15 protein-coding genes are annotated in these 24365 nt (G+C 34.8%); 3 read left to right on the top strand and 12 right to left on the bottom strand.

Annotated features, from left to right (window positions below; genetic code table 11):
- Positions 1 to 42: 42 nt before the first annotated feature.
- Both NSQ89_RS04060 and NSQ89_RS04055 read right to left on the bottom strand, forming a co-directional pair.
- Positions 43 to 1476, bottom strand: coding sequence for an MFS transporter (locus tag NSQ89_RS04060; RefSeq protein ID WP_303982661.1), 1434 nt, complete (start codon positions 1474 to 1476; stop codon positions 43 to 45).
- A gap of 233 nt (positions 1477 to 1709) precedes the next feature.
- Positions 1710 to 4457, bottom strand: coding sequence for a family 78 glycoside hydrolase catalytic domain (locus tag NSQ89_RS04055; RefSeq protein WP_341132278.1), 2748 nt, complete (start codon positions 4455 to 4457; stop codon positions 1710 to 1712).
- 186 nt (positions 4458 to 4643) lie between these two features.
- On the opposite strand from NSQ89_RS04055, the gene NSQ89_RS04050 reads away from it, so the two are divergent.
- The gene (locus NSQ89_RS04050; RefSeq protein WP_303982656.1) at positions 4644 to 5894 is read left to right on the top strand and encodes a helix-turn-helix domain-containing protein; all 1251 of its coding nucleotides are present in this window, start codon (positions 4644 to 4646) and stop codon (positions 5892 to 5894) included.
- An 86-nt stretch (positions 5895 to 5980) separates the two neighbouring features.
- Here NSQ89_RS04050 and NSQ89_RS04045 read toward each other — a convergent pair whose 3' ends face one another.
- The 6 genes from NSQ89_RS04045 to NSQ89_RS04020 all read right to left on the bottom strand — a co-directional run bounded on the left by NSQ89_RS04045 (position 5981) and on the right by NSQ89_RS04020 (position 16595).
- Positions 5981 to 8239 (bottom strand): glycoside hydrolase family 3 C-terminal domain-containing protein, encoded by a 2259-nt coding sequence (locus NSQ89_RS04045; protein ID WP_341132277.1) that lies wholly within the window; start codon positions 8237 to 8239, stop codon positions 5981 to 5983.
- Between the two features lie 192 nt (positions 8240 to 8431).
- On the bottom strand, positions 8432 to 11011 hold the full coding sequence (locus tag NSQ89_RS04040) for an alpha-L-rhamnosidase (protein WP_341132276.1): 2580 nt from the start codon (positions 11009 to 11011) through the stop codon (positions 8432 to 8434).
- Complete coding sequence (locus NSQ89_RS04035) at positions 10989 to 12464, bottom strand: MFS transporter (RefSeq protein ID WP_303982649.1); 1476 nt, start codon at positions 12462 to 12464, stop codon at positions 10989 to 10991. Before NSQ89_RS04035 ends, NSQ89_RS04040 begins: the two co-directional genes overlap by 23 nt.
- A 100-nt stretch (positions 12465 to 12564) precedes the next feature.
- Positions 12565 to 14085, bottom strand: a complete 1521-nt coding sequence (locus NSQ89_RS04030; protein WP_341132275.1) for an NAD-dependent epimerase/dehydratase family protein — start codon at positions 14083 to 14085, stop codon at positions 12565 to 12567.
- A 56-nt stretch (positions 14086 to 14141) separates the two neighbouring features.
- On the bottom strand, positions 14142 to 15596 hold the full coding sequence (locus tag NSQ89_RS04025; RefSeq protein ID WP_341133140.1) for a glycoside hydrolase family 3 C-terminal domain-containing protein: 1455 nt from the start codon (positions 15594 to 15596) through the stop codon (positions 14142 to 14144).
- A gap of 12 nt (positions 15597 to 15608) precedes the next feature.
- A complete protein-coding gene (locus NSQ89_RS04020; protein WP_341132274.1) occupies positions 15609 to 16595 on the bottom strand; it encodes a glycoside hydrolase family 3 protein in 987 nt (328 codons plus the stop codon).
- A 196-nt stretch (positions 16596 to 16791) separates the two neighbouring features.
- Here NSQ89_RS04020 and NSQ89_RS04015 point away from each other — a divergent pair, with 196 nt between their 5' ends.
- A complete protein-coding gene (locus NSQ89_RS04015; RefSeq protein ID WP_172865657.1) occupies positions 16792 to 17985 on the top strand; it encodes a helix-turn-helix domain-containing protein in 1194 nt (397 codons plus the stop codon).
- 561 nt (positions 17986 to 18546) lie between these two features.
- Here NSQ89_RS04015 and NSQ89_RS04010 read toward each other — a convergent pair.
- The 4 genes from NSQ89_RS04010 to NSQ89_RS03995 all read right to left on the bottom strand — a co-directional run bounded on the left by NSQ89_RS04010 (position 18547) and on the right by NSQ89_RS03995 (position 22483).
- A complete protein-coding gene (locus tag NSQ89_RS04010; RefSeq protein WP_047942392.1) occupies positions 18547 to 19266 on the bottom strand; it encodes a GntR family transcriptional regulator in 720 nt (239 codons plus the stop codon).
- Entirely contained in the window at positions 19263 to 20015 is a 753-nt protein-coding gene (gene nagB / locus NSQ89_RS04005) for a glucosamine-6-phosphate deaminase (protein WP_047942393.1), read from the bottom strand. Before nagB ends, NSQ89_RS04010 begins: the two co-directional genes overlap by 4 nt.
- The gene (gene nagA / locus NSQ89_RS04000) at positions 20012 to 21220 is read right to left on the bottom strand and encodes an N-acetylglucosamine-6-phosphate deacetylase (RefSeq protein ID WP_047942394.1); all 1209 of its coding nucleotides are present in this window, start codon (positions 21218 to 21220) and stop codon (positions 20012 to 20014) included. Before nagA ends, nagB begins: the two co-directional genes overlap by 4 nt.
- A 282-nt stretch (positions 21221 to 21502) precedes the next feature.
- On the bottom strand, positions 21503 to 22483 hold the full coding sequence (locus NSQ89_RS03995) for a LacI family DNA-binding transcriptional regulator (RefSeq protein WP_341132273.1): 981 nt from the start codon (positions 22481 to 22483) through the stop codon (positions 21503 to 21505).
- A 273-nt stretch (positions 22484 to 22756) separates the two neighbouring features.
- Between NSQ89_RS03995 and NSQ89_RS03990 the strand changes: the two genes are divergently transcribed.
- Positions 22757 to 24304, top strand: coding sequence for a glycosyltransferase family 2 protein (locus tag NSQ89_RS03990; RefSeq protein ID WP_341132272.1), 1548 nt, complete (start codon positions 22757 to 22759; stop codon positions 24302 to 24304).
- Positions 24305 to 24365: the final 61 nt, after the last annotated feature.

Raw genomic sequence — 24365 nt, 5'->3', positions numbered from 1 at the left:
CTATTCCTATTACTAATCATACTCCCAAATATTATTAAGCGCTTACTTTTTATTTCTACGTGCTTCTAATTCTTTAATAATCTGAGGGTATTTTCCATCCAAATCATATTTACGCAAAAATAGATAGGTAAGAACAAATAGAATTAATGGAAGATAAACAGTTACAACCAAAATACTGAAAATTGCTGAGTCCGGCTGTGTTTCGAGCGTTCCATCATAATTACCAAATGCTAGTATCCAACCAATTAAAGCACCTGCTAGACCGCTTCCAACTCTCACCCCAAAGCTATTTGCACTATTTACCATCCCGACTAACCTTTTGCCAAACTTCCATTCCCCATATTCAACTGTATTATTAACTAAAACTCCACCTACTGCCATCATCGGTATCGTTGCAAATGTACCAATTCCTCCTAGAATTAATGCAGCGGAAAAACTATAAGGCATAAAACAACGAATGAAACTAGCAAAGATCCCTAAGACAATTCCAATTCTTGCTGTTTTGGCAAGACCGAATTTTTTTATCATTGGTCCAACTGCAGCAAATCCAAGAATCACTGGAATTAACCCCACAGCTCCCATAATTCCAACTAAATTTTCATTTCCAAGTATATACTTTGTATAATAGACTCCAGTTGATCCTGATAAAATATATGTCATATTTATAAATAATTGCGCAAACAACATCATAACCCAATATTTATTTTTAAATAAAAGTTTTATGCTTTCAAAAAAAGGAACATTATCATCCACTTCACCTTTGATTGCTTCTACTGCCTCTTCTTTAGACGATGCAAATGTAACTAATAATGAAATACATGAAATTATCCCTATAACTACAGCTACTTTTATCCAAGCAGATTGGTCTCCACCAAGCATATTGGTTATTGGAATCAATCCAATAGCTATAATCATACCCATTATATATCCATAAATAGAACGAGTAATTCCTATCTTTCCACGTTCCTCCGAACTTTTTGTTCGCATTGCCATCAAACTATTGTATGGAATAGCAACTGCGGCATAAACGATAGCAGTTGCTATTATTAGGGTAATTAGAGCATAAATTGTCTTGGTTGTTGAAGAGGCCTCAGCTGGTACTGTAAAAAGCAATATAATGGATACTAGAGCTGGAATTGCCATCCATAACATCCAAGGTCGCGCTTTTCCATATTTAGACTTGGTACTATCAACAATTTTTCCCATCACTAAATCTGCAACCGCATCCAAAATTCTTGTTACCAACATAAGTGTACCAACTGTTGCAGCAGCTATCCCAACCTTATCTGTATAAAAATAGGTTAATATCCCAACAAGGCCATTTATACTATTTAATGTAACTGTAGCTGCTCCATCTCCAAGATAATGATAAAATCTCATCGTTTTTTTTATTCCTTGTGAATCATAGCCTAAATCAATTTTCTTTTTTCCGCTCGATGCGGGAGTATTTTCTAATATTTCCTGTTCTATTTTCATACCTTTCTTTCCTCCTTCATTCATTTTTGATACCGCTTACTTTATTTATTTTATTGCACTTTCTGATATAATTATGGTACTTTATTTCTTTTTTTAGTAATTTAAATTCTAAATTAACCAGTATTAACAATATAATTTAATAATTCCTCTAATTTATCGATAAGATTATTAAGCTTTCGCTTATAAAAAGGAAAAAAGGAAGATTTTTTGTATCTCCCTTTTCCAAAAATTTATTATTGAGCAATAGTAACTTCTTCTTTATTCAATTCATCAATCACCATTTTAAATAAGGTATAAGATTCCTTAGGAGCTGTGGCAATAATTTCACTAATTGATAATTGGTATGCATATTGTATCATCGGATGATTCAATAATTCTGGAGAATAAGTATTGAATATTTCCACAGCCAAAGGCTCCTCCATAATTTCCTTTAAGGTGGAATCCATTGTAAAACGCTCTCTATCTAAATTTATTTCTGTTGCATATTCATAAGAATAGGAGCCTGAACCTACTTCGATTGGTTGTTCTTTTTCTGGTAAATAAATAACTGCCGTTGTATTTGCTGGTATCTCTATGTCAACTTTAATCTTATTGTCCCTACAAGACCAAGAACTTTTAATGGCACCATACATACTTTCAAAGGATGCTTCTACAAATGTAATTCCTTTTATAAATTGTGGCTTAATGAGTATCTTCTTATATCCAGGCTCTAGTTGATTGATCCCGGCTAACTTTCGATACATCCATTCTCCTATTGCTCCGTAAGCATAATGATTTAATGAATTCATTCCAGATTCATCAAAATCCCCATTTGGCAATATTGAATTCCATCGTTCCCAAATGGTCGTAGCTCCCTTTTTCACAGCATATAACCAGGATGGATAATCTTCTTTTAAAAATAATGTACCTGCCAATTCATGAAGATTATTTTCTGATAAAGCATGACATAAATACGGTGTTCCAACAAATCCCGTCGTTAAATGATTTTTATGATTTAATATATTTTTTTCCAATGATTCTTGTATTCTTTTACGGTATTTTTCTTCTACCAAATCAAAGTGTAGTGCCAGTACACAACCTGTTTGGGTTTCAGAAACTAACCTTCCATTTGGTGTTATATATTCCTCATTGAATGACTTTTTAATAGACTCATATAATGATTGATAAGTTTGGGCATCGTTTGTTTTGCCTAACACTTCAGCTGTCTCTTTTAATAAATGTGTAGAATAAGCATAATAAGCATTCGCTACGAAATAGGGATCAGTTGCTCCCGTTCTTTCTGTACTACATTCCTCTTTATCCAACCCAAGCCAGTCTCCATATTGAAAGCCAGCTTGCCATAATCCATTGCTTCCACAGCGGGAAGAAATGTAATCAACCCATCCTTTCATACTTTCGTATTGGTCTTCTAATATCCTTTTATCACCATAGGTCTGATATATTACCCAAGGAATAATAACTGCAGCATCACTCCAAGCTGCTGCCCCGTCTTGATTTCCTAATATATTTGGGACAACATGCGGAACTCCGTATTCCTCTGTTTGCTCTGAAGCTAAATCTCTCAGCCATTTAGTAAAGAAAGAAGCAACATTCATATTATAGGCAGCAGTCCCAGCAAAGACTTGTGCATCTCCTGTCCATCCCAACCTTTCGTCTCTTTGAGGACAATCTGTTGGAATATCTAAAAAATTCCCTCGCTGACTCCATTGAATATTACTTTGTAACTGGTTCACTAGTGGATTAGACGTAATAAAAGTTCCCGTTTCCTCCATATCAGTATGCAATACACAAGCTACAAAATTAGGGAGATGAATAGCTTCTAATCCTTCTATTGCTATATAGCGAAATCCGTGGAAAGTGAAATGTGGACGGAAAATTTGCTCTTCTCCATTGCAAATAAAATGATCTACTGATATTGCTTGACGAAGAGTTTCTGCATAAAAGTTCCCTTTTTTATCTAATGTTTCCGCATGACGAATAGTAATCTTCTGTCCTTTCTGTCCAACAATTTTCAATTCTATAAATCCTGTAAGATTTTGACCAAAGTCTATTACCTTTTCTCCTTTAGGAGTAGTTAATAATTCTTTAGCTTCTAGTCTCTTTACTATTCTTACCGGTTCATTTTCCTGTCCCACTAGTAGACTCTTCTCAAATGGCATAGTAACGGCTTGGGAAGTGATTGACTCTGTGAAAGTTGTATCGATTGTTTCTCCCATATAAATTTCACTTGTTCGAATACTTCCTGTAGCCACTTTCCAACTATCATCTGTCTTAATGATCTCTTCTGATCCATCCTTATAAGTAATATGAATTTCTGCTAGTGCAGCCACCTTATCTCCATAGTGATTAGGAGTACATGTAAAACCAAATATGCCTTTATACCAGCCATTTCCCACTATTATTTCCACTTTATTGTTCTCTTGTAGCATGTTATCGGCGTTATATGTTTGATATTGAAGACGCTTATGATAGTTCGTCCATCCTGGTGCAAAATAGGTATCTCCGAGTTTTCTACTATTAATTTTCACTTCGTAAACTCCAAGTGCTGTTGCATACACTCTTACTTTTTCAATACTCTTATTCACAGTGAACTCTTTCACAAAAACAGGACATGCTGTTTCTTCTGGAGGTAACTGATGTGTAATAAAGTCTCCACTAAAGTTAACGCCAGAGAGTAATCCGGTTTCAAAAGAATCATTCGCTATAGCGTAGTTCCCTTTATTATCCCAAACCTCTATTTTCACATCATATAAAGTACGGGCTTGTAATTCCAAACCTTCATAATCTACTAAAATCGATTTACTGCTTTCCTGTATGCCAGTATCCCAGCAAATTTTTCTATCATTTTGTACAATAATTCGGTAGCTTTCTTGCCATACATTTTGTTCATTTGAAGCGATTTTCCATGAAAATCTTGGCTTCTTAGTATCTAATCCTAAAGGATTCTTCTTGTATTCAACAGTTAAATTTTCTATTATCATCTTTCACCTCTCCTTTTTTTAGTAAAAATACACTTACAGATGATTAGATAATCTCATTCCCAATTCATTTTTGTTACCGCTTTCTTATTTTAAGATAAATTTTTATATTTTTATGGTAATATGCTCCTAAATTTAGTAATTTATTTTTATAAGTTGTTTTATTCAAAACAGAAAGGCGGTACTTCCATGTCTGATAAAGCTAATGGCACTTTAAAAAATCTTTGTAGCCTTCTCTCTGGATCTTTTCATTTACCTATCTTTTTTGTACTACCAAATGGCGATATTTCATTTGAAGTGATTGGTGATAGAATCCTCAATCCGCTTTACAAAAATGATAAACAGTTACTTTTTACCTTACTAGATTTTAATCCTAAAGAGTATTACAACTTCCCAGTGATAAAAAAAACACATCTTTATGAAAACTATCTATTAATTAGTGTTATCGACAATAAGCAATTTGTGGGAACCATCATTATTGGACCTTCTCTCCCTTATGCTTTATTTGAACATACAATAACTGGACTAATTAATGATTTTCACGTTTTTGCAAAAAACGAACAAGTATTTCATTATTTTAAGTCACTTCCCATTATTGAGAGTGAAAGGCTACTAAACATAAGTGCCATAGCATACCACTTAATTAATAACATTTTATTACCAATAAAATGGATTGAAGAAGAAAACAAACAATTTTTCCATAAAACAATTGACTATGATATTAATCTAGTGAAAAGCACTGCTAACAATCCCGTAGATCCTACAGCAATGCATCATAATCCTTTACTAGAAAAGCAGTTACTCTCCATAATTAAAGAAGGACATATAGAGGAATTAAAAAATTTCACAAAATTAGTAGTAGAAAATACAGGTGTTCTTTCTAAATCAAGTTATATACGTTCACGGAAAAACATAGGAATTGCAGGAATTACCTTAGCCACTAGAGCTGCCATAGAAGGTGGCGTTCATCCTGAGGTTGCCTTTACTTTAAGCGATTTATTTATTCAACGATTAGAAGACATGAATTCTATCCAAGACCTTGAAAAAGTGCAATTGGAGGCTTTTTTTGCCTTAACCAATAACGTATTAAAGATTAAAACAAGTCAAAATTCAAAAACTATTACTAAATGTAAAAATTATATCTATAATAATCGTTACGAAAAAATTAGTCATGAGGATGTAGCAAATATTGCAGAACTAAGTCCTAGTTATTTTTCTGTATTATTTAAAAAAGAAGTTGGTCTTTCAGTAAGCGAGTATATTCAGAAAGTTAAAATTGATGAAGCGAAGAATCTGCTTGAATATACTAATACCCCACTATCTGAGATTTGTTCTTTATTAAATTTTTCTGATCAGAGCTATTTTACAAAGGTGTTTAAAAAGCACACAAAAATGACACCAAAACAATACAAAGAAAATTATCATTTAGATAATAAATAGAGGGAGAACAAAAAACCCCTCTAGGGGAGAAAACCGGTTATTCTGTTTCATCCCTAGAGGGTATTTCATTATTCTACTTCATATAATTAGTTATCATTTGTCCCATTTACAGCTGCAAGAATCTGATCAAGCATTTCTTCTGTAAATAGTCCATTACTCATTACTGCTGCATTGTGCATGGAGGTTCCCATAAACATCTCTTGCATACCTGCGCCTAAGCCGGCTGTTTCATCAAGGTCCACTTGCCCCATAGATTTCATAATTTCCGCTCCAATTGGATGTTCCAATAATTCTCCAAATGTGGAATGTCGATTTAACGTTTTCTTAATACTAACAGTTGATTCAACATAAATCTCTTCTTTTAGCAAAATTTCACGTGAAGATTTACCAACTAATATTTCAAAAGCTCCTGTCTCCACATGCCAATCATTTATAGTAACATTGTAATAAGCAAATGCTCTCTTATCTAATTCAAATTCAACAGTAGTAGACTCTCCAGATTTTAATAAAACCTTTTTAAATCCCTTTAATTCTTTTTCTGGACGAGGAATAGTTGCATCTACATCCTTCACATATAGCTGGACTACTTCTTTTCCCTCCATGTCTCCCGTATTTGTTACTTTAACAGATACAGTAAGGAATTCATCGTCTTTCATTTGTTTCTTATTTACTTGTAAATCGCTATATTCAAAGGTTGTATAACTTAAGCCATAACCAAACGGAAATAATGGCTCTACATCTCTTGTATCATAATGTCTATATCCTACAAAAACTCCTTCACGGTATTCTACCGTTTCTCCATTCCCTGGAAAATTTAAATAGGATGGATTGTGCACAAGCTTTTGTGGAAAAGTTTCAGCAAGTTTTCCACTTGGACTTATAACTCCAAACAAGATATCTGCAATAGCTCCTCCGATTGCTTGGCCACCTAAATACCCTTCTAAAACGGCCTTCACCTTATTAAGCCATGGCATTTCAACCGGGGCACCGTTACTTAATACAACTATTACATTTTCTTGAACTGCCGCTACGGCCTCAATCAATACTCGATGATTTTCAGGAATTCTCATATGTTTGCGGTCAAATCCTTCTGATTCATATCTTTCAGGTAAACCGGCAAAAATTACCGCAATCTCAGCTTCTTTTGCATGTTTAACCGCATCCTGAATTAATTGTTCATCTATCTCATCACTATCCAGTAAATAGCCATCAGAGTAATCAAGCTTGATAGAGCTACCAGTAATTTTTTCTATTTCCTCGTAAACATTATCTACTTTTGTAGGATTAATATGAGAACTCCCGCCACCTTGAAATCTTGGACTTTTCGCGAAAGCACCAATAACCGAGATAGATGTAGGTTTTTTAATCGGTAAAATATGGTCCTCGTTTTTCAAAAGTACCATACATTCTCTTGCAACTTCTCTAGCCAATAGATGATGCTCTTCTTTGCTATATGTTATATCCTTATTATTATCCACCGCTTTAAATACAATAGACAATATTCTTTCTACCGCTTCATCCAGTTTACCTTCCGATAATTCCCCTGACTTAATCGCTTCTAGTATCTTCTTTTTGCCTAGTCCTCCACTTGAGGGCATTTCAAGATCTAACCCAGCATCCAATCCATCAGCTCTTTCATTCACTGCACCCCAATCAGAAACAACCATTCCTTCAAATTCCCATTCTTCTTTTAAAATGTCCGTTAGTAGTTTTTTATTTTCTGAACAATAATCACCGTTCACTTTATTATATGCTGACATTACTGACCAAGGTTTCCCTTCTTTTACTGCACCTTCAAAGCTAGCAAGATATATTTCCCTTAATGTTCGTTCATCAACAATCGCATCTATTGCCATTCGCTTATATTCTTGATTGTTAACAGCAAAATGTTTTAGTGAAGTTCCAATTCCATTATCTTGAACCCCTTTAATAAAACTAGTTGATAGTTTACTTGATAAATATGGATCCTCTGAAAAATATTCAAAGTTTCGCCCACATAATGGCGAACGTTTAATATTAGCACCTGGCCCAAGAATAATAGACACATTTTCAGCTTGACATTCTTCTGCAAGTGCCTCCCCAACTTTATTGACCATTTCGTTGTCCCAAGAACAGGCTAACCCTGCAGCAGACGGAAAACAGGTTGAAGCAATACTTTTATTGATTCCTAAATGATCGGAAGCTCCTTCTTGTTTTCTCAGACCATGTGGGCCATCTGTCATCATAATCGATGGGATATTAAGTCTTTCAATTGCTTCTGTGTTCCAAAAGTCCTTACCAGAGCACAAACTCACTTTTTCTTCTAGAGTTAATTCCTTTATAATTTCTTGCACATTTCTTGTCATTTTATTTCCCTCCATTAATAACGCTCTCTATATAAGAATAAAGAAAAACTTACTTATTTTATGGTATTTTCATATTTTTTCTATAACTATTCTTATATACTATGGAAAATTTCACCCTGTTGAATCTTCAGGGATCAATCCGTTTAAAAATGGCTACCTCTACTTAATAATAATTTATCCTCTTACACATTCTTAATTTATTTGCAGCACTTCTCCATCCTCAGATTGAACAGTACAAGAATAAGTATATTTACCGCTAGCTAAGGAATATTCTTCCCCATTTGGTAGAATAAGCTGACAAGTAGTAGATACAGGCACCTCAATATTTATGGAAAATACTCCTGCTTTCAGCTCCCATTCTGACCTAGCAAGGCCATATGGCGTTTTAATACTTCCTTTTGCAAACGTTATATTTCCTCCAATAACTGGAGCAATTTTAAATTCTTTATACCCTCCACTAATTGGCTCAAGACCTACCATCCGCTTATATAGCCAGTCTCCCACAGCTCCATTTGCATAGTGGTTAAATGAAACCATTCCACCATTTGATTCGTCATCTGATTTATTACCAGATAAATCACTAATATTAACGGTACCATCTGGTCGCAATGCATCCCATCTCTCCCATATTGTATCACCTCCAGCTTTCACTTCATATAACCAGGAAGGACATCCTTCTTGTAATAATAAGTCATAAGCAACATCCACATATCCATTATCAGAAAGTGCAAAAAGTAAATATGGGGTACCTGTAAACCCAGTTGTAAGATGATTCCCTGCTTCTCGAATCAGACGAACTAAATTTTCTACCATTTTGTTTCTCTCTTTTCCTTCCACCATTTTAAAGTGCAGCGGCAAAACATAGGCAGTTTGAAATTCTTTTTTCAAAGTTCCATTTCCGTCTGTAAATACTTTTCGATATGCTTTAATGATGGATTCCTGCAAATCACGATAATGTTTCGCGTCATCAGAATAATTCAGTATTTCAGCAATTTGTGCAGCAAGATTACATGAATTAGCAAAATAAGCAGTTGCAACCCATTTTCCTTTCTTCATCCATTGCTGAACCGTTTCATCTGGTGCACACCAATCTCCAAAATGGAATGGAAATCGCCAAATATGACGTCCATGTGGCGTTACTGACATAAAGGACGACCACCATTTTGCTGCCTTTAGAAATTTTTTTATTGTTGGATACTGCCGAATAAGTAATTGTTTATCTCCTCTAGCCAAGTATTCGGCCCAGGGAACTAAAATACAGCTATCACCCCAACAAGAATTAGCCATAATTGGCCAACTATCACCTGCCTGTGGAATAACCATGGGAATTCCACCACCTTGCCCTTGTTCTGCACGCATATCCATTAGCCATTTATCAAAAAAGCGACTAAGATCAAAATGATAGCAAGCTGTTGAAGCAAATACAGCAATATCCCCTGTCCAGCCTTGCCGTTCATCCCTTTGTGGACAATCGGTTGGAATGTCAATAAAATTCGAACGTCCTCCCCAACGAATATTACTATGTAATTGATTAATTAATTCATTGGAACATTCAAAACTACCGATTTCCTCAAAGTCTGAATGAAGTACGTAAGCAGTCAATTCTATATCGTCAGGTTCTATTCCGCTTACCCCCACATATCGAAAGCCCATATACGTTAATTTAGGGGAATAACTTTGCTCTCCTGTTTTACACACATACGTTGCAGATGCTTTTGCAGTACGTAATGATTTAACAAATAATTCGCCATCCACTAATACTTCAGCATGGCGGAATAGGATAGTCTTACCTTTCTTTCCCCGTATTTTTGCTGCTATAACCCCTGCAAAATTCTGTCCAAAATCATAGATAATTTCCCCGCTTGGTGATATATTATAATCTAATGGATACATTACTTCTTTCACTCGAACTGGCAGTCCATATTGAGCCAACAATTTAGGGTTTTTCCGAGGAGCTGTTATCGTTGCTTGGTTCCAAATTACAGAATTTAAATCTACCGTTGCATCATAATGCTCTCCATCATACCATTCTGCCATTTGATAATTCCCATCTTCTGTTACTTGCCATGACTCGTCTGTACATATAATTTCGGAAGTTCCATCCATATACTCTATATGTAGCTCACAAATTAACGCCTGACGATCTGCACTAATTTTATTTTTTCGCTTGTAATTGAATGAACCTGCAGCCCAACCACCACCGACTACTGCAATCAAGGTATTATTACTTTGAAGCTGTTTTTCCACCGGATAAGTTTGATACTGGATTTGATGATAATAAGAAGTTAGTCCTGGAGCAAAGTAATCTTCTCCTACCTTTTCTCCGTTAAGCATTAATTCATAGATTCCTAATGCAGTAGAATTTATCCAAGCTCTTCGAATCTGTTTTTGTATAGAAAAACGATAGCGAAATGTCATTGGTTTTGGTGAAACTTTTTTTGGAAAATCATAATCTCCATCCGTGATCCACTTCGCTCTCCACGGTGTATCAATTCTTCCCGTTGTAAAATAAGTGACAGCTTCTGCTTGTTCACCACTTGTTCCAATAGCCAAAATATGAACTTTATATTCAGTAAACGGTCTCATTTCTCCATCATATAAATTATTCAATTGGTCTGTAGTTTCAATTTTCCAATTCCCCACTGTAATTGTTGCATTTTGAAGTGACTCTCCTAAATTAGTTGATTCTAAAGAAAATGAAATATTTGGCTTTCTATCTGTAACACATCCATTTGTTACACCTTCCACTTTAATAGACGCTATTTTTAGCATTATTTTCCTCCCGTCTAGCTAGAATTTCAGCCTGTTTCTTTTCAATATCCTTTTCCACATTAAGCATGGATAACATAATAAGTAGTAACACACTAATCATTACTTCTAACCCTACAAATCCAAACGTAATAGCATTTTGGACAGGGGGTGATTGCACCGCAATTAATTCTCCTAATTGATTTTGATATGGTGCCACATAACCGGAATAGGATAGCAACCCATTAAAAATCCCTGTACAAACCCCTACCATAGTAACTGCAATAATATTATATATGGACATTGCTACCCCATCACATCGGACCCCTGCCTTCCATTCTATATGATCCAGCGTATCAGCAAACAATGCCATAAATACATATGCACTCGGTAAACCACCTATATTCTTAATAAATTGGCCCACAAGCACTAAACTCATATCGTAGGGAAATAACCAACATATTACTCCTCCGATAAAAAATAAAGTCAAACCTAGCATCGTCAGATTTCTTTTCCCCATTTTTTTTGCTAACGGCCATACCAAGAACATGCCAATCCCCATTGGTATACCTCCAATAGCGGATACCATCATCTGGGTATATCCATCATTATATGTTCCCAATACATAGTTACTGTAATAAACGAGGCTTAAATTTTTTACAGAAGCACCAATGGTAAAGAGAAAGAAATAACCAAAAATAACAAGCATATATTTATCCGTAAAGATTATTTTTAATTGCTTCTTAAAAGAAACTTGTTCTATGGTAGAATTTAATCCTTCTTCTGTAACTCGTTCTTTAGTAAAATAATATTCTAATAGAGTAAATGGCAATACTAGTATAGAAAGAGCTCCAATAACTGTTATCCACAGTTCTTTATTAACTCCAATCACCGGCATTATAACCATTGGAAATATTAAAGCAACAATTATTCCACTCATCATAATTGTTGTGATCTGATTAAATACTGACAATTGCCCTCTTTGTGTCGTATTTCTAGTTGAAAGGGGTACCATTAAATTATGACTCATATTATAGATGGTATAAGAGAAGGCATAAAATAAGTTGTACGATAGCATAATCCAAGCAATTTTTAAATGAATATTTGATTCTGGAACGGTTAACAAAAGAATGCCAGAGAGAGAGACCAATGGCGCTGACAATAATAGCCAAGGTCTCGCCTTTCCTTGTCTAGTCTTCGTTCTATCTATTACATATCCCATAACAATATTAACAATAACATCTAATAGCTTTGATACGATTGGAAATATTACTAAAAATGTTCCATTCCAGACAGTAGTTAATCCTAATACATCTGTATAGTATACATTTAAATAAGTCGCAAGAATTGCATTTAATAACAACGCACCTGCAGGACCTATTAAATAGCCTAAGAAACGCTCTTTTTTTGTAGTATCTAACTCATTCACTCTCGAATTGAATAGGTCAAATTTTAAAATTCCACTTAAATGCCTCATGACATTTTCTCCTTAAATAGGGAATAGTTTATTGAAAGTCTACTATTCTCTTCGTATCCTACTTTATTCCACCTCAAAAATTTACTTATCTGCTATTCTTTTAAATATCTAATTCTGATACTATTTTCTTATATTCTCTCATTTCTGTCGGAGCATGTAACGGTTTCCAAACTTGAGCAAAAAACGGATCTACTTTTGCTCTTTCTCCATAATTCCAGCTCTTGCGCTCACATTCTGGGCACCAATGCCCACCTTCTAGCACTAAGCGTGGACTAGCATCAAAAGTATGTGAAAATGCACATTTAAAGGTTAATTTTGATTTCCAATCACCCATTTCCATTGTTTCAGATAAGCACTCACCACCACGAAATTTAGCTGCTCCTTTTACATCCTTTAAATCCAATTGACTCTCCGGTTTGTCCTCGTCATATCCATGATCGATAGGTATCACCTTGTCCCAATCTCGAAAGTGTTGAAAATCACTGTGCTTTTCAGGGATTTCTTCCCACGCTTCTCTGCTTCCCCAATATGCATCAATATGTTCTTCCACATTCTCCTCTATAAAGCGAACTGTACCATGTTCCGTTCTTGCTGGTTTTATAAGCATCTTTTTCATCATTTTCCCCATTAGTTTTTCACCAAATGGCAATTTACAGATGATTTTTGAAGCAGTTGCTTGCATTCCAAGATTTTCTAAATAGGCACGGTAAAAGTAATCCATTCCATCTCTACGGAAGTGAAGGTAGTTTTCCAATTTATCCGAATCTAAATAATATTGACCATGAAAATTTCTTGTTGCATACCATTTTGGATTAATGACATTATCTAAATTTTTAAAACCAATGGCTCCATATAATACTTGATACATTTCATAAGTGCTAACTCGACAGCTTTCCCCACCACCGATATTATAGATATGCCCCCAAAATTCAGCTGGTAGTTTCCCCGTAAATTCATAATTACATAAATTACTCATTAACCTTCCTGAATCTCGATCAGAAACATATTCTAAAACATTATCTAAACAGTTATGGAACATAATAGCATCCATGATCTTACTCATTGCAGGACCCATAATACCAGTTTGGCGTAAACTTACCCAGTATTTTAATCCAGATTCAATCACCAAGCGCTCTGCAGCTACTTTAGACACAGCATAATAATCAAACATACTTGTTTTTATTGGATCACCAACACGCCCCCAATGAATTGGCGGCATTCTGTCTCCTGTTTCAGCAATAGTACCTATAAACACTAATTTAGTCACATCTTGTTGGCCATGAGCATAGATTGCATTTACTATATTTTTTACAGAACCATAATTAATTTCCATTGCTTTTTTAGGGTAGTAATCTGCGGCTGGTGATACAAAGGCTGCGATATGTAGAATAATATCGACATCCTTCACACACTCATTCACTAAATCTTCATTCAGAAGATCTCCATACTTGATTGTTACCTCGCTATATGCCTGATATGGTTTCAAAATAGTACGACTTTCTTCTGTATCTAGAGCAAGGATAACAATTTCATATAAATCAATATCTTTTATCATTCGCTTCAAACTCTCTTGTCCCATGCCCCCTGTTCCACCAGTAATAAAAACTCTTTTTTTAGTCATATTCATTTTCCTTTCTATTTTGATTGTCTACATCTCTAAAATGCAATACTTGTCGTTTATTTATTATCTTTAGGCAGTGGAGGCATTTTATCTTTCTTTAACATGTGCATTAGACCTCTGAATAGGTTACCGTTAATTATTTCAATTAACCCTTCTGCAAGCCGATAATTAAACCGCCCTGAGCTTGAAACAGTCATAGAGCGAATACTGTTATTAGGCAACATTTTCATTAAGAACATGCCGTTTTTCCGTTCCATATCTCTTTCTGGTCCTTCTTCCATCCTTTTTGAGCGATTAAACTGCTTTTTTCCAACCCCTATAACGGATTTATAAAAAATTCGCCCAATAAATGAATTTTGCAGCTCATCCAATCGTGAATCCAGCGAATACTTTTGGCTCCCATTATTCAGTGATGGAATTTGCCTACCTAAAAGCTGTTCAAATTCTTCTATTTTAACTTCTCTTAATCGTTCCACATTATAGTAGCAAGGAAGTATTTCATTAGAATAAGGACTTGAAATAGGCTCAACACCCTCAATGATATATGAGCTTTGCAATCGAATATCTTCGGAAGAAGCCGCCACTAACAACGAATATTCACCATTTTCTAAAACCCACTTTTTTTCCTTGATATGGTAATAAGCAAGATCTTGTTTAGTAAAACTCATTTCTATACGTTTGGTCTCACCTGGTTTCAAATAGACTTTTGCAAATGCACGAAGCTCCTTATCCGGTTTAAATACATCCGAAGTTGGATTAGCTACGTATAATTGGACTATTTCTGCCCCTTCATGTACTCCTATATTAGCGATAGTACAGCTGACATATATTGTGTTGTCTTTTTCATAATGTGCAATATCTGAATAGTGAAACTGTGTATAACTTAGACCATAACCGAAAGGATACTTGACACCTTTTCCTTTAAGTTTGTCAAAATAGCGATAACCAACATATATAGATTCTTTATATAGCTCTACTTTATTACGAATAAATTCATCGCCAAATGGAACATCCTTATATGTCTTCATCCACGTTTCTGCTAATTTTCCTGAAGGTGAGACTTCTCCAAAAAGTAACTTCGCTGTTGCTTCTCCTCCTGCTTGACCAGGAAGATACATATTTAATATCGCATCCATGTCTTTTTCAAATGGCATCTCTACTGGTGAACCACTAAACATAATAAATATGATTTTCTTCTGCATTTTTCTTAATTTAGTTAAGAGTGAAAGTTGATTACTAGGAAGGGCTAAATTATCTCGATCGTATCCTTCACTTTCTGTATAATCTGTTTGTCCTCCGAAGAAAAGAATCGTATCATAATTCTTTGCCATGTTGATTGCCTCATTCTCATAAGCTTCCTCAGGATCTATTTCTGATTCCCGATATCCAAGGACAAACTCATAATTAATCTGCCTTGCATCAAACGCAGTCTTTGAGCTAATTAACTTGGTTGGATTGACTAAAGAGCTGCCTGCACCTTGAAATCGCATTTTATCGAATAATTCTCCGATGATAAGATACTTCTAATTTTTGGCCAGTGGTAGACTACCTTCGTTTTTCAATAGTACAGCTCCATCTGTTGCAATTTCGCATGAGAGATTGTGATGTTCTTCTTTATTGAATTCCGCACCTTTTTTAATTGGAGAAGTTCGTTGGATAAGCTGTAGTATATTTGACACAGCTTTATCTAAATCTTTCATCGATAGCTCTCCACTATTGGCTGCGTCAATAATTTGTTTTCTAAAAAAAGTGCAATCACCGGGCATTTCTAAGTCCATTCCAGCTTTTATGCCTTCTACACGATTAGATACTGCACCCCAGTCACTTACAACTGCTCCATTAAATCCCCATTCTTCCCTCAATATTTCTGTCAGTAATTCTTTATTCTCAGCACAATAAGTACCATTAACCTTGTTATATGCACACATAACCGTGGCTGGTTGACTTCGCTTCACAACCATTTCAAACGCTTTCAAATATATTTCTCTTAAAGCCCGCTCGTCAACAACAGAATCCCCCATAAATCGATAGTTTTCATTATTGTTTACTGCAAAATGTTTAACAGAAACACCGACACCTTCTTTTTGTACTCCATTTACAAATGCAGTACCAAATTCACCTAAAATGAGGGGATCTTCTGAATAATATTCAAAATTCCTGCCACATCTTGGATTTCTTTTTATATTAATAGATGGACCAAGTAATAGGTTAACACCAAAATGCTGACTTTCTTTTGCTATCGCTCTTCCCATTTCCTGGGCATTATTTAAATTCCAACTTGATGCTACTGTTGCTCCAGTTGGAAAAGAAGTAGTTTCTTCACTTTGATTTAGTCCTAAATGATCTGCTTTTTCCCCTTGTTTCCTTAAACCACAAGGTCCATCTGTCATATATATAGAAGGAATAGATAGCCTTGGAATATCATTTGTTTTCCAAAATTCCGTTCCGGCTAATATTGCTGCTTTTTCCTCAACTGTCATGTTAAGAAGTAAATCATTAATTGTCTTCACAAAGTTCTATCTCCCTTCTCTATTTACAGCTATTTTATCCAAATTAATCAGATTTTTATTTTATATTTGTTAGCTAAATTATAAATATGTTTGAAATTCAGCTTGTATTTTTTCAACTATGATGCTATTTTGATAAATAGAAAACACTTTCATTTATTTTTACAAACTAAATCTTTTTTAAGGGGGATAATTAGAAATGAAAAAAATGACAACTATTTTAAAACTCCTTTATCAATCTACATTAATCCCTTCCTATATCTACAAATCAAATGAAAAGATACACTCATTTCCTGAGCAAGAAAGCTATATATTACCACCAGTTGAATATACAAAAAAAATGATGCAATCAAGCAAAAAAATTTCTTACTTATCCACTTCTTTTTTTGCCTATTATGGTGTTATAAAAATAAAGAATATGACGGACTCTTCGATTATTGTTGGACCAGTTAGCCAAATCCATTATTCCAAAGATACCTTACGAACGATGAAAAAGGAATTTGTCATTTCTGAACATAATTCCATGCAATTTGATGATTTTTTCAAAGCTATTCCACCAATGCAGTTACAGCAATTTCTCAACCATTTAGTTACCATTCACTTTTTAATTAATGAAGAAGAAATCAAATACATAGATTTAATAGAGCTGGGATCGGAAAACATTTCAATCAAAACGAAACAAACAAAAAATATATATGAAAAGAAAGAAATAAGTTATTTCAACAATTCATATGATGTAGAAACTAGAATGCTAAAATATGTGGAGTTAGGAAATAAAGAAGGGCTAGATCAATTTATTGAACAACCATTTATTACACATGAAGGAGTCATGGCAAGAGATAATTTACGCCAGGCAAAGAACACATCTATTGTAACAATTACATTAATCACACGTGCAGCTATAAGAGGAGGATTAGATACAGAGGCTGCCTTCCAATTGTCCGATCTTTATATTCAACAGGTCGAACAGCTCACTTCGCTTGAATCCATTCAAAACTTGAGCCAAGAAGTCTTATACCATTTTACAAAAAAAGTAGCAGAAGTAAAATTTAGCCTAACTGACAATCCGGATCTAAAAAAAATAACCCAATATATTATGAAAAATACAAATCAAATGATTACCGTGAACAATATAGCTGAACATTTTGGATATAGTAGGACCCATTTATCTTCCAAGTTCAAAAAAGAAATGGGCATAAAATTAAGTAGCTTTATCACTGTCTGCAAATTGGAAGAAGCCAAGAATTTATTATTATATACCAATAAATCAATCAGTAATATTAGTAATTATCTATGCTTTTCCAGTCAGAGCCATTTTCAAACTGTCTTTAAAAAAAATTATGGGATTACTCCAGTCTCATTTAGGAAAAAAATGAGGATAGAACTAAATTAAATAATGAACTGTAAAGGTGAATACTTCTAATTCCGCTATTATGTACGGTAAGCGTTCTCGTATAAAAAATGAAATTAGTGGAGCCTAAGACCATATAGTAAAGCAAAAAGTTCCGTGCTAGCCCACAGGACACGATTGTATTTTTAACTTGCAGGCAATAATATTAATTTTAAAGTGTAAGGGGGAATTTTGGATAGGGTTTCTCCTGGAAGAACTGGCTCTTTAACGATAAATTATGAGAGCCATGTTTAAACTTAGAGCTTAATACAATTGTCCGAGGCTTTCGTAAGATTCGCTTAATCGAACGACAAGCCCCGTCTCTACCACAGAAAAAATTAGTTTTTCCCTATAAAATTTAAGTGGTAGTTAAAATTATATTATTACATTTACTAATAATAAGAGAACTAGATACCTTATATTTTACGGACGCTCTCCTTTTATGAACTTACAGTTTTTCACTCGTTTTTTTGAAAATGGTTTTCTTTACAAAACTGCCTTAAAAATAGAAAAGTACTTCTCCTTAAGAATTCTTCGATGTTCAACTTCTTTTACTCTTTCTTATTAAGATCTCTTCATATCAATAATAAATTTATACCGGTCTCCGCGATAAATAGATTTCACATATTCAAAAGGAGTTCCATTGGCCAAATAACTAAAACGCTCCATCAGCAGCACTGGTGCCCCCTCTTTAATCCCAAGAGATGCACTTTCATTTTTATGGGATAAAGTTGATTCAATTGTTTGGGTAGCGTGACTAATCTTTTGATGTAAAGTTTGCTCCACATATTCATATATAGAACCATGTAAAGTCTCTTCCTGCAGCTCCTTAATCAAGAGCGTCGGAAGGTAGGAAGTTTCGAGGGCCATTGGGATATCATCCGCAATCCGTAATCGGCTAACCTCATAAACCTGGTCTCCCTCTTCTATCTTCAACTTACTGGCGATGCCTCTTGGACAAGGAATCGTTTTAAAATCAAGAATTTTTGTTTTTGGTGTTAACCCTCTTGAATGCATATCCTCCGAAAAACTTGTTAATCCAGAAAGCTCTTGCTCTACCTTTTGTGCAGCAACAAAAGTCCCTTTCCCTCTTTGTCGAACAAGTACGCCTTCAGCTACTAAGTTATTAATAGCTTGACGAACCGTCATCCTGCTAATACCGTATTTCTCGGAAAACTCTCGTTCAGAGCTAATTGGATCACCAGGTTTTAGCTCTTTAATGATTTCTTTTATCTCCATTTCTAATTGATAATAGATAGGAATATGTGAATCTTTAATGATCAACTATACACACTTCCTTTATTTTCTTTCAAAATGGATAAAGCCTCCTGATCAGCGATGATTGTAACATCCGGATGTTTTTTCAAAATAGAAGCAGGAAGATCCTCTTTTATATCGGAGTGAAATAACTGATTAAGAACAGGGGCCTTCTTCACTCCAGACACAAGCAATATGATTTTCCGACTTTTCATAATAGTGGAAATCCCCATTGAAATAGCATGTGTTGGTACCTCATCCATACTAGTAAAATAGCGAGCATTTGCCTCTCTCGTCGAGTCAGCTAATTGAACCACATCGGTCGTGGAAGAGAATGAAGTACCTGGTTCATTAAAACCAATATGTCCATTTTCGCCAATTCCTAAAACTTGCAGATCCATTCCACCAAAGGAATCAATCAGTTTCTCATAATTTTCACCAGCATCTTTATCATTTACATTTTTGGCAAAAGGCAAATGAGTTTGATTTTCCGGAATATTTATATGATTAAATAAGTGTTCTTTCATATAATAGCTATAACTTTGCGGGTTATCCTCTTCTAAACCAACATATTCATCTAAATTAACGGTAATAACTTTTTCATAGGACGTATGGTTCTCCGTAAAATCCTTTATTAAATACTGATAGGTTCCTACTGGGGTTCCTCCAGTAGCAAGTCCTAGCACACTATTTGGCTTCGTTTGTATTTGCTCTATTATTTTTTGGGCTGCTACTTTACTCATTTCATCATAATTTTGTACTTCAATTAATTTCATGCTGAAAATCCTCCATTCGAATATACAATTTTCCCTTTACATATTGTTAGTGCTACTTGATTATTTTCATCTAATACGACTAAATCTGCATCTTTACCTTTTGCAATACTTCCCTTTTTATCCAAGACACCAATTTGCTTGGCGGGATTATAAGATGCCATCTTTACAACATCCTGTAAAGAGCAGCCTGTAAAGTTCATCATATTATTGATAGCATCCTTCATTTTTAATGTGCTCCCAGCAAGAGCACCATTTTCTAATAACGCTTTGCCATCACGAACAATTACCTTTTGTCCACCTAAGGATGAAATACCATCCTCAAGCCATTTTGCCCGCATGCTATCTGTAATGAGAATGATATGATCAGCCCCCTTTTGTAAAAAAGCAAGTTTAACTATTTCTGGATGAATATGAACACCATCGACAATCATTTCAGCCATTAACTCCGAATGAAGCAAGGCTGCGCCTGCAACTCCTGGATCACGATGATGCAGACCTCTCATTCCATTAAACAGATGAGTAACATGATTGACACCAGCTTGAATGCTTGATAATACTTGCTCATAAACTGCATCTGAGTGTCCTATTGATGGAACGATATTCTCTGCCTTTAAATAGCGAACAAGCTCAAAGTTTTCATCTTCCTCAGGTGCCATCGTCACAAGTTTGATTTGATTATTGGATAATGTCTGCCATTTTTTAAATAACTCTACATTCGGCTTTTTAACAGATTGGACTGGCTGTGCTCCAACTCTCTTTTCGGAGATAAAGGGACCTTCTAAATGAATCCCGATGATTTCTGCTTTTCCTGATTGATCCGCAGTCTCGACATACTGGGCAATAGATGTGAGTGCATTTTCAATACTTTCTACCTCTTGTGTCATGGTGGTGGCTAAAAAGCTTGTTGTTCCTTCTTTTGGCAATGTCTCAGCCATAATTTCTAAGGCTTGCTGTGACGCATCCATTGCGTCAGCATTATTTGCTCCATGGATATGAATATCAATAAACCCTGGTATTAAATTCATGCCCTTTGGAAAATCTAGTATATGTGCATTTTCCCATTCTTTTTCAAGGAAGGAATCCATTAACCCAATCGCATCGATTTTCCCTTCCTTCACTACTACATACCCATTTGAATGAATTTCCGTTTCTGTGTAAATACATACATTTTTTAATATTAATGCCTTTGTTTCTTCCGTCAGCATGATTCTAAATGCTCCTTTTCTTAAAAATATGCGCGTCTATATATCTAGATGTCTATACCAGTTGGTTTATATCAATGCTTCTTCAATCCATTAAATATTAACCTATCAGATATCCACTATTTTTTTATTTCCCCAAACTAAATAGAGATAACCGGTTTCACATCAAATTATAGTTATTTCCTTTTCTTTCGTCAAGTTCCTATTGTCCTTCTTGCTTTTTCTAAAAATATGAATAAATGATATCGGCTAAAACCGCTTTTAGCTGATATCATTTATTTGAACTTACATTTTCCTAACACTTTCGCGATAAATAATTTCATACCCAGAAACTGTTTTCATGGGAGTATCGTCTCCTTTAATGAGACTTAGCATCTTTCTGGCTGCTAGATTGCCAGCATCTTTATAAAAAAACTTTGCAGTGGTTAAACCTGGATGTATCATCTCAGTCATTTCATACCCGCCAAATCCGGTAATGGAAAGATCACAAGGAATAGAAATCCCCTTTGAATAGATTGCTTTCATTGTTCCCATGGCAATATTATCTGTAGCACATACAATGATGCTAGGGTGAAATCGATCGATTATTTCAGAAACAATCGAAAATGTTTGTGCTTGATCCATCTTCACCTCAAAAAATTGGACATCAATATTTGCTGTTTCCTCGATACTTTTCTTAAACCCTTCTTTTCGATCAATTCCTATTGCAACATTTTTCTCATGGAGACCAAGGAAGGCGATTCTTTGATGACCTTGAGATAGTATATATTTCCCTAATTCATATGCTGCATCATAATCATTATGAATTAAACTTGGAATCTCCTCATGCTGCTGCCCTACAATAAGTACAGGGATTCCTAGTTGTTTGATGATCATTAAATGACGATTCGTAATTTCTGTTGCCAATAAAATTATCCCAGCAACCTTCTGTCTTACTAAAGAATGAATATTTTCTATTTCCCGCTCCAAATCCAGATTTGAATGAGAAATTAACATTTGGTAATTCCTTGCCTTCAACTCTTCATCTATTCCTATTAAAGTTCGTGAAAAAGGGTACGAATCTAATTGAGGCACAATCGTTCCGATAATATTTGTTTTCTTTGCTTTTAAGCTTTGAGCAAATGCATTAGGCGTATAGCCGGTTTCTTTGATAATATGCTGTATTTTTCTTTTCGTGGCTTCGCTGACAGAGCCTTCATTTAAGTATCGAGAAACAGTACTTTTTGCCACGCCCGCAAGTTTAGCGATATCACTAATAGTTGTCACCTATAAACCTCCTTATACATTGCTTTCTTCCGGAAAAATCAGTTACAGAGCAGGCACACTTTGAAACCCGTTAATTAAGAAAGCCTTTTCATTTTTCTTAATGTAAAGCTAGATTCCCTTATTTGTTCTTATCTCTCTATATTATACAGGATAAAAACCAATAACGTCTGAACTATTTTTTCTATTTATGGAAGTATACCTTTTAGCTTGTTGATTCATAATGATTGCTATAAAGAGTTTCTTTTAGTGTTAATTATGAAGGTAGGGAATGCAATGAAAAATATATCATCTCTTCGACAAAAACATAAATATAGGTATGAACTATTTCAGAGTGCGAACTATTTAAAACAACCGATTATTTCCGTTATCACACCCGTATTTAACAATGAAAAAACAATCCAGAAGACGATTGAATCAGTTTTACAGCAATCCATAATGCCCCAGATTGAATACATAATTGTTGATGATGGCTCTAAAGATCAAACTCGTTCTATCTTAAAAAAATTTGTTAACGAGCATCCTAATATTAAACTCGCTCTTCTTGCGAAAAACACAGGCACCCCTGGCTATCCGAGAAATTTAGGCATTGAACTTTCATCGGCCCCTTACTTAACTTTTTTAGATGCAGATGATTGGTTTGAAAAGACTGGCTTGGAAAAACTCTATAGTGTACTAAATGAAACAGATGATGATTATATAGTGGGAAAAACAATTAAAGTCACGTCTAAAAAAAATGCCATAGTAGGCGAACATGAATCATGGAAAGAAAGGAGAAGTATCCCCCCGGCGAGTATCCCACATATTTTTCATCATTTAGGACCTAGAGCAAGATTGATGAAATCTAGCATCATAAAGCAGAACCAAATTCAATTTCCTGAGATGAAGTATGGAGAAGATAAGCAATTTTTCATGGAAGTATTGACTAATTGTAAAAAAATCTCAACAACAGAAGCTGTTATCTACTATTTAAATCGCTTAGATGAAAATGACGAATCCTTGACGAAGCAGACGAATGTATTAAATAAAATGCACTGTAATCGAAAAGTAATCAACTACTTTAAAGAGAAAGAAATGGATTCAGAGTTAAAGCGAATGGTCCTTAATCGCTTGTATGAGTTTGATTGCTTTAATCGGTTTATAAATCGGTATCATACGCTAAGAACGGAAAATATTCAAACGTTTAAAGGAAGATTAGATGCGTTTTTAAAAAGGAAAGCATATATATCCACCATGAAAAAAATGTTACGGACGACTTCTTCGTTGGATTATGAGATCAGTGACCATTTTTACCATCCTTATAATAAGGTTTGTTATCAGTTATTTTCACAAAAACGCTATAAGGATATCGAAACATTATTTCGATGGATGAATCAAGAAAAAATAAAAAAACATGTAGTTAAAGACGATACTGCTTACTGGGTTTCTCCACTAAGCCCGCCTTATAACTTTATTAGAGTCCCTATGTATGCTGAATTAATAAATTGTGAATATACGAATGGTTTCTTCCGTTTCGATATTCGTATTGCAGGTGATCACCCAAAAGAGGTTGAACATCTCCTGTTCCGCGATCGAAACAACATCCATAACCAGTTTATGTTTCCGATTGAACCATATGAAGGGGTTTTAAAGAGAATTATGATACCAGAAGCATTCCTTACCCCTCTAGGAAAATCAGTTTATACTATTTATTTATCTTATAGAGATTATCATAAAGTCCAACTACATATCCCAAACCCTAAGCTACGGTTAAAAAAGCAGCAAACAGATAAGCAGCATTTTTATAAAACCATTCACAATCACTTGGCGCTAAAGGTTCTTTAATATTAGGTTTAAGAGTTGATTTCATAGAGACCACCTGTTTTCCTATAAAACGAGTGGCCTC

The organism is Niallia sp. FSL R7-0648 (assembly GCF_038007005.1).
Taxonomy (GTDB): domain Bacteria; phylum Bacillota; class Bacilli; order Bacillales; family Cytobacillaceae; genus Niallia; species Niallia circulans.
The sequence above is the reverse complement of the archived record's forward strand: the minus strand, read 5'-3'. Positions and strand labels throughout refer to the sequence as shown.